Annotated in this window: 12 protein-coding genes and 1 pseudogene; 5 read left to right on the top strand and 8 right to left on the bottom strand. The window is 71.6% G+C overall.

Annotated elements, in window-relative coordinates; translation table 11 throughout:
* Positions 1-101 (bottom strand): annotated as a pseudogene (locus ACFWPA_RS19205) (glucose-6-phosphate dehydrogenase (coenzyme-F420)); the annotation flags it as partial.
* A 99-nt stretch (positions 102-200) separates the two neighbouring features.
* Entirely contained in the window at positions 201-554 is a 354-nt protein-coding gene (locus ACFWPA_RS19200) for a YidH family protein (RefSeq protein ID WP_378571534.1), read from the bottom strand.
* Between the two features lie 170 nt (positions 555-724).
* Between ACFWPA_RS19200 and ACFWPA_RS19195 the strand changes: the two genes are divergently transcribed.
* The 3 genes from ACFWPA_RS19195 (at position 725) to ACFWPA_RS19185 (ending at position 2671) form a co-directional block, all read left to right on the top strand.
* Positions 725-1255 carry a C40 family peptidase gene (locus ACFWPA_RS19195; protein WP_378508866.1) on the top strand — a complete coding sequence of 177 codons (531 nt, stop codon included), beginning with the start codon at positions 725-727 and terminating at the stop codon, positions 1253-1255.
* Between the two features lie 90 nt (positions 1256-1345).
* Positions 1346-1822, top strand: a complete 477-nt coding sequence (locus tag ACFWPA_RS19190; protein ID WP_378508867.1) for a VOC family protein — start codon at positions 1346-1348, stop codon at positions 1820-1822.
* 87 nt (positions 1823-1909) lie between these two features.
* Positions 1910-2671: an HAD-IIA family hydrolase gene (locus ACFWPA_RS19185; RefSeq protein ID WP_378508981.1), complete on the top strand. Its 762-nt coding sequence runs from the start codon at positions 1910-1912 to the stop codon at positions 2669-2671.
* Positions 2672-2739: 68 nt separating this feature from the next.
* Here the strand turns inward: ACFWPA_RS19185 and ACFWPA_RS19180 are convergent, their stop codons facing one another.
* The 6 genes from ACFWPA_RS19180 to ACFWPA_RS19155 are packed head-to-tail and all read right to left on the bottom strand — an operon-like array spanning position 2740 to position 8490.
* Positions 2740-4080 carry a bifunctional adenosylcobinamide kinase/adenosylcobinamide-phosphate guanylyltransferase gene (locus ACFWPA_RS19180; protein WP_378571532.1) on the bottom strand — a complete coding sequence of 447 codons (1341 nt, stop codon included), beginning with the start codon at positions 4078-4080 and terminating at the stop codon, positions 2740-2742.
* The gene (locus tag ACFWPA_RS19175; RefSeq protein ID WP_378571530.1) at positions 4080-4850 is read right to left on the bottom strand and encodes an ABC transporter ATP-binding protein; all 771 of its coding nucleotides are present in this window, start codon (positions 4848-4850) and stop codon (positions 4080-4082) included. The genes ACFWPA_RS19180 and ACFWPA_RS19175 overlap by 1 nt, the downstream gene beginning before the upstream one ends.
* Positions 4847-5842: a FecCD family ABC transporter permease gene (locus tag ACFWPA_RS19170; RefSeq protein WP_378508982.1), complete on the bottom strand. Its 996-nt coding sequence runs from the start codon at positions 5840-5842 to the stop codon at positions 4847-4849. The genes ACFWPA_RS19175 and ACFWPA_RS19170 overlap by 4 nt, the downstream gene beginning before the upstream one ends.
* A gap of 46 nt (positions 5843-5888) precedes the next feature.
* Positions 5889-6851 carry an ABC transporter substrate-binding protein gene (locus ACFWPA_RS19165; RefSeq protein WP_378571528.1) on the bottom strand — a complete coding sequence of 321 codons (963 nt, stop codon included), beginning with the start codon at positions 6849-6851 and terminating at the stop codon, positions 5889-5891.
* Between the two features lie 2 nt (positions 6852-6853).
* On the bottom strand, positions 6854-8077 hold the full coding sequence (locus tag ACFWPA_RS19160; RefSeq protein ID WP_378571526.1) for an O-succinylhomoserine sulfhydrylase: 1224 nt from the start codon (positions 8075-8077) through the stop codon (positions 6854-6856).
* Complete coding sequence (locus ACFWPA_RS19155) at positions 8074-8490, bottom strand: rhodanese-like domain-containing protein (protein WP_378508872.1); 417 nt, start codon at positions 8488-8490, stop codon at positions 8074-8076. The genes ACFWPA_RS19160 and ACFWPA_RS19155 overlap by 4 nt, the downstream gene beginning before the upstream one ends.
* Before the next feature lie 308 nt (positions 8491-8798).
* Between ACFWPA_RS19155 and ACFWPA_RS19150 the strand changes: the two genes are divergently transcribed.
* Positions 8799-10166: an FAD-dependent oxidoreductase gene (locus tag ACFWPA_RS19150; protein ID WP_378508873.1), complete on the top strand. Its 1368-nt coding sequence runs from the start codon at positions 8799-8801 to the stop codon at positions 10164-10166.
* Between the two features lie 66 nt (positions 10167-10232).
* Positions 10233-10973 (top strand): amidohydrolase family protein, encoded by a 741-nt coding sequence (locus ACFWPA_RS19145; RefSeq protein WP_378571523.1) that lies wholly within the window; start codon positions 10233-10235, stop codon positions 10971-10973.
* Positions 10974-11060 lie beyond the last annotated feature (87 nt).

Genomic DNA, 11060 nt, shown 5'->3' with positions numbered 1-11060 from the left:
GCCGAATCCATCCCCCGCTCCTCCGCGAGGACCGCCAACTCCACCAACTCCCGCGGCCCGAACTGCTCCGCCGACGCCTTGTACCCGAGCTTGAGTGCCACCGTTCCTCCTGGGATCTGGGGTGCTGCCGCCCGACGCGGCGCCTCTCGCGACGCTAAACGAATCGCCGGACCGATGCGGCAGTGGGGCCGACCGGTCGCTCAGGACCCCAGCACGGTGACGACGGCGGCGAAGGCCGCGACCCCGGCGATCACGACGGCGAACACCCACAGGTCGCGTTCCTCCGGCATCGGCGCCCCCGCCTCGAGCGCGCGCCGCACCTGCAGCCACCGGTGTAGCCCGGCGATCGGCGCCGCGACCGCGAGGAGGATCAGCACGAGTCCGAGCAGGGTGCGCACCCAGCCGGTGCCGAACTCGGGGACCAGGTGCACCATCGCGATGCCGCCGGCGAGCAGGCCGAGCGAGGTGCGGATCCAGGCCAGGAAGGTGCGCTCGCTGGCGAGGGTGAACCGCTCGTCGGGGCGGTTCGGCGGTGGGTTCGGGGCGTCGGCCACCGGCTCATCGTGTCACGGCGGGAGGTCACGCGCCGGGCCACGCGCGGGCGGCGCTCGGCAGGACGGAGGTGACGATTCGGGCGACAATGGTCGTGATCTGCAACACACCGCCACCCGATCGTGATCCACCTAGTGACCGCTGTCCGTGTCCGACCGAGGAGGACGTGCCCGTGAACTCATCGCATCGACGAACAAGTCACCTGAGGCGTGCAGGGGCCGCGGCTGCCCTGACGCTCTGCGCGGTCACCCTGCCCGCGGCGCCTGCCCTCGCCGTCGGCAGCGCCGGCAGTTCGGGCAGTTCCTCGGGGTCGGTCAGTGCGGGCAGCTCGGCGATTCCGCTGCCGATCTCCTCGCCAGCCGGATTGACCGCCCTCGCCGCCGCGACAACCCAAACCGGGAAGCCGTACCTGTGGGGCGGCGTCGGACCGAACGCCTGGGACTGCTCCGGCCTGGTCCAGTGGGCGTTCCGGCAGGCGGGCGTGCAGTTGCCCCGGGTCAGTCAGGACCAGGCGTGGGCGGGCACCCCGATTCCGTTCGCGGCGCTGGCACCCGGCGACATCATCACCTTCCGGGCCGCGAACGATCACGTCGGCATCTACGCCGGGTTCGGTCAGGTGTTCAACGCGTACGGCGCCGGGGTGCCGGTCGGGTTGATGCCGCTGTCGCAGATGCCGCCGATCAACCAGATCCGCCGGTTCTGACCGGACCCGATGAGTTCGGGCCGCGGTTCCGGTCAGTCCATGTGAGGACACCGACGTCCACGCGACATCGCACCGAGAGGACCGACCGTCATGCAGAAGTTCACGCCCTGCTTGTGGTTCGACTCGCAGGCCGAGGAGGCAGCGGCCTTCTACACCGGAATCTTCGCGAACTCGTCGATCGGCGAGATCAGCCGGTACGGGGAGGGCATGCCCAAACCGGCGGGCACCGCGATGACCGTCGCGTTCACCCTGAACGGTCAGGACTTCACCGCGCTCAACGGCGGGCCGGAGTTCTCGTTCACCGAGGCGATCTCGTTCCAGGTGGACTGCGCCGACCAGGCCGAGGTCGACCGCTACTGGGAGGCGCTCACCGCCGACGGCGGCGAGGAGTCGCAATGCGGCTGGCTCAAGGACAGGTTCGGGTTGTCCTGGCAGATCGTGCCGTCGGCGTTGCCCGCCATCCTCGGCGGCCCCGACGCCGCGGGCGCCCAGCGGGCCGTCGCGGCGATGATGCAGATGCGCAAGCTCGACATCGGCGCGTTGCAGAGGGCGTATGACGGCGAATAGGCGACGTCCCCACGCGCGCGGCGGTGGGCTGGCGCGCACACTGGACGGGTGACCACCGACGTGCAGGCCCCCGGCTGGACGTATCTGATGGACATGGACGGGGTCCTGGTCCACGAGGAGCACCTGGTTCCCGGCGCCGACGCGTTCCTGACCGAACTGCAGGAGTCCGGAACCCCGTTCGTCGTGCTCACCAACAACTCCATCCGCACGCCCCGCGACCTGCATGCCCGACTGCTGCAGTCCGGCCTCGACATCCCGGAGAAGTCGCTCTGGACGTCCGCGCTCGCGACCGCGACCTTCCTGCACAATCAGCGCCCGAACGGCACCGCCTACGTCGTCGGCGAGTCCGGCCTGACCACCGCCCTGCACGACATCGGGTACGTGCTCACCGACAACGACCCCGACTACGTGGTCCTCGGCGAGACCCGCACCTACTCGTTCGAGGCGATCACGACCGCGATCCGGTTGGTCGAGCGCGGGGCGCGGTTCATCGCGACCAACCCGGACGCCACCGGCCCGTCCCGCGACGGGTCCCTGCCCGCCACCGGTTCGGTCGCCGCCCTGATCACCCGGGCCACCGGCCGCGACCCGTACTACGTCGGCAAGCCGAACCCGCTGATGATGCGGTCGGCGCTGCGGGCGATCGGGGCGCACTCCGAGCACACGCTGATGATCGGCGACCGGATGGACACCGACATCGTTTCGGGACTGGAGGCGGGCCTGCAGACGATCCTGGTGCTCACCGGCATCTCCGGAAGGAGCACGGTCGAGGCGTTTCCCTACCGCCCGACGCTGGTGCTCGACTCGGTCGCCGACCTCGTCGGCCGCACCGCCAACCCGTTCCCCTGAGGTTCCGTAATGTCACATTGGCTCACTCAGCGTTACCCAATGTGACATTACGGAACCCGCGGCCGGGGTCAGCGGAGGGGAACCGAACGGCCGGCGACGACCAGGACCACCGACTCGGACTCGGCGGCGACCGCGGCGTTGAGCCTGCCGAGCTCGTCCCGGAAGCGGCGACCTGCTGCGGTGGCGGGGACGACGCCGCTGCCGACCTCGTTGCTCACCGCGACGACCGGAACCCGAACCGCCCGCCACGCGCTCAGCAACGCGTCCACGTCGGCGTGCACTGCGCCCCAGGCCGTCTCGTCCATCCATGCCCCGGCCGCGTCGATGCGCCGGGTCAGCCAGGTGCCGAGGCAGTCGACGAGCACCGGCCCGGTCGCCGCCCGCAGCACCCCGACCACGTCGTCGGTCTCGACGGTCCGCCACGGCGCCGGGCGCGACGCCCGGTGCGCGGCGATCCGGGACGCCCACTCGGCGTCGTCGCCCGCCGGTCCGCCGGTCGCCACGAACAGCACGTCGTCGCGGTCGACGAGCAGCCGCTCGGCGTGCGTGGACTTGCCCGCGCGGGCGCCGCCGAGGACCAGGGTCCGGCGCGCCGGCGCCCCGTCCGGCACCCGATCTCCCACGGTCACCACCGTCCCGTCGTCGACGACGCGAGCCCCCCACGGCCGCAACCTGTCCGGCAGGTCGACCGGATTGTGGTGGCTCAGGTGCACGGCAATGACCTCGGTGCCGTCGACGACGGCTCCGGCCTCGCGAAGCGCGGCGAGCGCGCGCGGGAACGTCCGCAGGTCGAGGTGGTCGGGCGCGTGCTCGGCAAGGTCCCCGAAGGTCTCCTCGAGGAACACCGCGTCGTACCGGGCGCCGCGCACCGCATCGAGTGTCGCCTCGGGCAACGGACCGGTGTCGGTGGCCCACAACAGTTTCCGACCGTCGACGGCCTCGACCTCGAACAGCACCGCGTCGCCGTCCCGGATCACCCGGTGGGCGGCGGGCAGCACCCGCACCCGGTGGTCACCGACCCGCAGCGACGCCCCCGGCGCGACGGGTACCCACCGCACCGGCTCGTCGGGGCCGACCCAGTCCCGGCACAGGTCCAGCGCCTCCGGCGGTCCGATCACCTCCAGCGGTTCCGCGCTCACCCAGGACCGCATCAGCAGCGCCAACGGCCCGGTGTGGTCGGGGTGGGCGTGGGTGAGCAGCAAGTGCCGCACCCGGGCCAGCGAGCGGCCCGCGTGCGCGGCGGCCCGGGGAACCTCCGGTCCGCAGTCGAGCAGCAGCACGTCGTCGACGAGGGCAGCGGTCTGGGCGCGGATCTCGCCGCGCCGCAGCAGGGTCAGGCAGGATGCGCAGCCACAGAACGGGTTGGGCCACCCGTCGGCGGCACCGGTCCCGAGCAGCACGACCTCCATCAGGTTCCCGGCCCGATCGGCAGCACGACGGGGCCGTCCGGCCGGTGCAGGACCTCCACCCGCGCGTCGTACACCGCCCGGATCCGCTCCGCGGTCAGCACCTCGGCGGGGGTGCCGTCCGCGACGACACCGCCGTCGGCGAGCATCACGATCCGACGCCCGTACTGGCCAGCGAGGGTGAGGTCGTGCATGGCCGCGACGACGGTCAGCCCGTCCGCGGCCCGCAGCGTGTGCACCAGGTCGAGCACCTGCTGCTGGTGTCCGATGTCGAGGGCGCTGGTCGGTTCGTCGAGGAGCAGTACCCGCGGCTGCTGTGCGAGCGCGCGGGCCAGCACCACCCGCTGCAACTCCCCGCCCGACAGGTCGGTCGCGGACCGCGCTGCGAGGGCATGCAATTCGAGCCGTTCGAGGAGGTCGTCGACGACGGCGTGGTCGGCCGCGGTCTCGGTGCCGAACCGGGACAGGTGCGGGGTGCGGCCGAGCAGGATCAGCTCGCGCACGCTCACCCCGTCCGGGACGACAGGCCGCTGCGGCATCAGCGCCACGGTCCGGGACATGGTGCGGCGCGGCGCCACCGCCGGGTCGTGCCCGCCGACGCGCACCTCCCCCGTCGCGGGGACCAGCCCAGCCAACGCGTGCAGCAGGGTGGTCTTGCCCGCGCCGTTCGGCCCGACCACGGCGACCCACTCGCCCTGGTCCACCGCCAGGTCGACCCCGTCGAGCACGGTCGCCCTGCCGAGGCGGACCCGCAGCCCGCGGCAGGCGATCACGTCGCCCGCCCCCGCCGCAGCACCAGCAGGAAGAACGGGGCCCCGATCGCGGCGGTGACCACCCCGATCGGCAGTTCCGCTGGCGACATGACCGTCCGGGCCAGCACGTCCGCGAGGACGAGGAACGCGGCACCGAGCAGCAGCGACAGCGGCAGCAGCAGCCGGTGACCGGGCCCGACGACGAGCCGGATCGCGTGCGGCACCACGATTCCCACGAAACCGATCAGGCCGCTCACCGACACGACCGCCGCGGTGCCCAGGGTCGCGGCGGCAACCAGGGTCAGCCGGACCCGCGCCGGATGCACCCCCAGCGAGGCGGCCTCGGTGTCCCCGACCGCCATCACATCCAGGACGCGCCGGTGCAGGCCGATCACGACCACCGCGACCAGAACGTACGGCAGCACCATCACGACCTGCGTCCACCCGTCGGTACTCAGCCTGCCGAGCAGCCAGTTGTACACCTGACGCAGGGTGTCGTCGTGCTGCTGCTGCAGGAACGTCTGCGCCGCATTGGCGAACGCGGCGACCGCGACCCCGGCGAGGATGATGACGACCTCGCTGCGCGCTCCCCCCATCCCGCGGCCGAGCAGGTAGGTTGCGGCAACCGCGACGACCCCACCGAGAAAGGCGGCGGCCGGAATCCCGAAGGAGCCCATCGCGATTCCGGACACGATCGCCACGGTCGCACCGAGCCCGGCGCCACTGGAGACGCCGAGCAGAAACGGGTCGGCGAGCGGATTGCGGAACACCCCCTGGTAGGCGGCGCCCGCGAGCGCGAGGGTCGCGCCGACCACCGCGCCCAACACCACCCGCGGCAACCGGATCTGCCACAGGATCGCGTGCTGCTGCGCGGTGAGACCGGAGTCGACGTCCACCCCGGGGAGCGCGTCGAGCAGGCCGAGCAGCACCGCGCGCACGGTCAACCCGGCCGGACCGACCGTGACCCCGACGGCCAGCGCGGCGAGCAGCAGCACCACCGCGACGGCGAGGATCGGGCCCCGCCCGGTCCTGGTCACTCCGACGAGGGCCACCGCGGGGTCACCGCGCCGCGACCGGTTGCGCGGACACCACCGCGCCGATCTCGCGGACCAGGTCCACCACCCGGGGCCCCCATCGGCTGGCGAGGTCCTCGTCGAGGACGTGCACCTGCCCGGTGGTGACGGCCCGCATCCCCGCCCAGCCCGGTCGCGCCGCGACCGTCGTCGGGGTGACGCCGCAGCACTGGCCGTCGGCGAGGAAGACCAGGTCGGGGTCCGCGGCGACCACGAACTCGGTAGATAGCTGCGGGTACTGGTCGCCGGCCGTGCCGTCGGCGATGGACTCGAGCCCGAACCGGCCGTAGACCTGACCGAGGAACGTGTCGCCGGTGACGGTGTAGAGGGTGTCGTCGAGTTCATGGAAGTACCGCAGCGGCGCGTCCCGCCGCGGGGTCGCGGCGACGACCGCGTCGATCTGCTCCCGCATCGACGCGGCCAGGTCCCGCCCCTCATCGGCATGGCCGGTGGCGACACCGACGCGTTCCACCTGCTCGTACGCGTCGTCGAGGGTCTGCGCGGCGGGCAGCAGCAGGGTCGGCACCCCCGCCGCGGCAAGGCCGGACACCAGGCCGCCGAGGTCATCCGACGCGATCACCAGGTCCGGGTTGCGGCCGAGGATGGCCTCCACGTTCGGCGAGAACCCGGACAGGTCGGTGGTGGGAACCCCGGCGGGGTGGTCGGACCGGTCGTCGACGGCCACCACCTGCTCCCCCGCCCCGACCGCCCACAGGGTCTCGGTCGCGGACGGGCTGAGCGAGATGATCGCGTCGGGCCGCTCGGCGAGAGTCACCTCGCCGTCCCCCGACGGCACCGTCACCGGGAACGCGCCGCCCGAGGTCGGCGCCGGGTCGCCTGCGCCGTCACCGGTGCTGGCGCAGCCGGACACCACCGCGACGACGGCGGCCAGCGCGACCACCGACCGCCGGGGCCACGACACCCGCTGCACCACCGTCGACGTCCGCACGGTCAGCGCAACGCCTGCGCGAGGTCCTCAAGAAGGTCCTCGGGGTCCTCCAGGCCGACCGAGAGCCGGACGACACCGTCGGACAGGCCGATCGCGGCCCGGCCCTCCGGCCCCATCGCGCGGTGCGTCGTCGTCGCCGGGTGGGTGATCAGCGACTTGGAGTCGCCGAGATTGTTCGAGATGTCCACGATGCGCAGCTTGTTCAGCAGCTCGAACGCCTTCTTCTTGCCCTCCCCCTCGCCCGCGGCCAGCTCGAACGTGACGACGGTGCCGCCGCCGCTCATCTGCGATCGGGCAAGGTCGTACTGGGGGTGCGACTCGAGGTACGGGTACTTCACCCAGCTGATCGCGTCGTCCGCCTCGAGGAACCGGGCGATCCGCAGCGCGGTGTCGGTGGAGTGCTGCACCCGCAACGGCATCGTCTCGAGCCCCTTGAGCAGGGTGTGCGCGTTGAACGGGCTCAGCGACGGGCCGGTGTGCCGGATCAGGTTCTTGACCGGGCCGTCGATGTACTCCGTTGGGCCGAGGATCGCACCGCCGAGGACGCGGCCCTGACCGTCGATGTGCTTGGTGCCCGAGTACACGACGACGTCGGCGCCGAGGTCGAGGCTGCGCTGCAGCAGCGGCGTCGCGAACACGTTGTCGAGGACGACGGTCGCGCCAGCGGCGTGCGCCATCTCCGACACCCGGCGGACGTCGACGAGGGTCTGCATCGGGTTCGACGGCGTCTCGAAGAAGACCGCGGTGGTCGGCACCGACAGCGCCTGTTCCCACTGGTCGAGGTCCTCGCCGTCGACGAACACCGTCTCGACCCCCCACCGGGGCAGGATCTCGTTGCAGACCACGAAGCACGACCCGAACAGGCTGCGGGCCGCGACGAGGCGGTCCCCCTTGCCGAGCAGCGCCGCCAGCGCGGTGAACACCGCGGACATGCCGGACGCGGTCGCGAAGGCGCCCTCGGCCCCGTCGAGCAGGCGCAGCCGCTCCTCGAACATGGTGACGGTCGGGTTGCCGTACCGGGAGTAGACGAAGTGATCGACCTCCCCGGTGAAGGCCTGCTCGGCGGCCTCCGCCGACTCGTACACGAACCCGGAATTCAGGTAGATGGCCTCGGAGGTCTCCTCGAAGCCGGAGCGGAGCACACCGGCGCGGACGCCGAGCGTCGCCGGACGGACGGTGTCCGGCAACGCCCGCGAAAACGCGCCACCACGGGGGATTCCACTCACGACTGCCTCCACGAGAGTCCGACGGCACGCCACCCGGCACCGCCACGATGACCGTGCTCGTCGAGACCGCCTTCGAACCCGTCGAGCACGTTGTAGGACGGGCCGATCCCGGCGGCGGTCGCGGCCTCCGCGGCTCCGATGGACCGCTGCCCCGACCGGCACAGGAAGATCACCTCGGCGTCCTCGCCGCCGGCGATTCCGGCGCCCCTGAGCTGGCCGACGAAGTCGTCGTTGCGCGCTCCGGCGACCGACACCCACTCGATCAGGATCGGCGGGCGGCCGAGTTCGGCGGTGTCGGGAAGACCGACGAACCGCCATTCCGCATCGGTGCGGACGTCGACCAGGACCGCCTTGGGATGCTCGCGCAGCAGGTCCCATGCCTGCTGCGGAGTCAGGTCGCCTGCATAGCTCATGGCCTCAGTTTTTCACAGCCCCGGAAACCGGTTCACGCCACGACCCCCGCGGCGGTCGGGACCGCGGAATCTGCGGGGACCGGACCCGCCACAAACCCGGGTTGTGGCCCCTCAAGACGGGCTGCCCTAGCGAAGGGGGCCGCGGCGGCGGAGTATCGACAGTTGAGGGGTCGACCCAGGCCGCCCACACAAGTTAGGTACGGCTCAGTAAGCTGGGGATCGCGGCGGTACGCCCGAGGCACGGCCCCTGCGATCCGGTCCGCACACCGAACCGTCCGTCCGCTAGTCGCAAAGGTAGTTCGTTCGAGATGACTGACCAGAATCGTCCGCTCCGAGTGGCCATCGTCGGCGCCGGCCCCGCAGGCATCTACGCCGCCGACGCCCTCATGAAGTCCGACACCGCCGCCGACCGCGGCATCAGCATCGACCTCTTCGAACGCATGCCCGCCCCCTTCGGCCTGATCCGCTACGGCGTCGCCCCCGACCACCCCCGCATCAAGGGCATCATCACCGCCCTGCACAAGGTGCTCGACAAGCCGCAGGTCCGCCTGCTCGGCAACCTCGACTACGGCACCGACATCACCCTCGACGACCTGCGCACCTTCTACGACGCGGTGATCTTCTCCACCGGCGCCAACGCGGACCGCGCCCTGAACATCCCCGGCATCGACCTCGACGGCAGCTACGGCGCCGCCGACTTCGTGTCCTGGTACGACGGCCACCCCGACGTGCCGCGCGAGTGGCCGCTCGAGGCCGAGAAGGTCGCCGTCCTCGGTGTCGGCAACGTCGCCCTCGACATCGCCCGGGTGCTCGCCAAGACCGGCGACGAACTGCTGCCCACCGAGATCCCCGCGAACGTCTACGAGGGACTCAAGGGCAACAAGGCCGTCGAGGTGCACGTCTTCGGCCGTCGCGGGCCGGCCCAGGCCAAGTTCACGCCGCTCGAGCTGCGCGAACTCGACCACTCCCCGACCATCGAAGTGATCGTCGACCCCGAGGACATCGACTACGACGAGGGCTCCGAGCAGGCGCGCCGCAACTCGAAGCAGGTCGACATGGTCGCCAACACCCTGCAGGACTGGGCGATCCGCGACGCGGGCGACCGCCCGCACAAGCTGTTCCTGCACTTCTTCGAGTCGCCCACCGAGGTGCTCGGCGAGGACGGCAAGGTCGTCGGCCTGCGCACCGAGCGCACCGAACTCGACGGCACCGGCAACGTCCGCGGCACCGGCAGGTTCAACGACTGGGACGTGACGGCCGTGTACCGCGCCGTCGGCTACCTGTCGCAGAACATCGCGAAGCTGCCGTTCGACGACCAGGCGGGGACCGTCCCCAACGAGGCGGGCCGCGTCATCGGCGAGGACGGCACGCACATCGCCGGCACCTACGTCACCGGCTGGATCAAGCGCGGCCCCGTCGGCCTGATCGGCCACACCAAGGGCGACGCCAACGAGACCGTCGCGAACCTGCTCGCCGACGCGCCGACCTTCGCGGGCGCCGCCTCCCCCGACGAGAACGCGATCATCGAATTCCTGGAGGCGAAGAACCTGCCGTACACCACCTGGGACGGTTGGTACCGGCTCGACGCCCACGAGCGCAGCCTCGGCGAGCCGCACGGCCGCGAACGCATCAAGGTCGTCGAACGCGAGGACATGCTGCGCGCGTCGCAGCAGTAAACAACCATGCGCGAGCGTGGCCTCCCGGAGGCCACGCTCGCGTCATCGACAGGGCATGCTTCATCTGTGTTTGACGCGCACGTTCACATCATCGATCCGCGATTTCCGCTGGTCGAGAATCACGGCTACCTGCCGGAGCCGTTCACCATCGCCGACTACCGGGCCCGGGCGGCCGACCTCGGGGTGAGCGTCGACGGCGGCGCCGTCGTGACCGCGTCGTACCAGGGCACCGACCAGGACTATCTGGTCGCGGCGCTCGCCGAGCTCGGGCCGGGCTGGGTGGGGGTCGCCCAGCTCGACCCGGACGCCACCGACGAGGACATTCTCGCCCTCGACGGTGCGGGGGTCCGCGCCGTCCGCTTCAACCTCAGGCGCAGCGCCACCGACCTGAAACTGCTGACCACGCAGGCGCTGCGCGCCTGGGACCTGGCCGGCTGGCACGCCGAGTTCTATGTGGACGCGACGCTGCTGCTCTCGCTCGAGCCGGTGTTCAAGAAGCTGCCCGCCGTCAGCATCGACCACCTCGGGATGTCCACCCGCGGCCTGCCCTACCTGCTCGACCTCGTCGACCGCGGCGCGAAGGTCAAGGCGACCGGTTTCGGGCGGGCCACGATGGACAACGTCGGCGACGCCCTGCGCCGCATCCACACCGTCAACCCCACCGCGCTGATGTTCGGCACCGACCTGCCCGGCACCCGCGCGCGCCGCGCCTACCAGCAGCGCGACCTCGAGACCGTCGCGGACGCGGTCGGTGCCGACCTCGACGCCGTGCTCGGCGGCAACGCCCGCGCCTTCTACCGCATCTGACCACCCACCCGGCCCGCCAGACCGCCCACCCGCCTGACCGAATGTGGGATTCGGTCACTTCATGTGACCGAATCCCACATTCGGTCA

The sequence above is a fragment of the Rhodococcus sp. NPDC058505 genome (genome assembly GCF_042720095.1).
Lineage (GTDB): Bacteria > Actinomycetota > Actinomycetes > Mycobacteriales > Mycobacteriaceae > Rhodococcus_G.
Note: the sequence above shows the minus strand (reverse complement) of the source record. Positions and strands in the feature narration are given on the sequence as shown.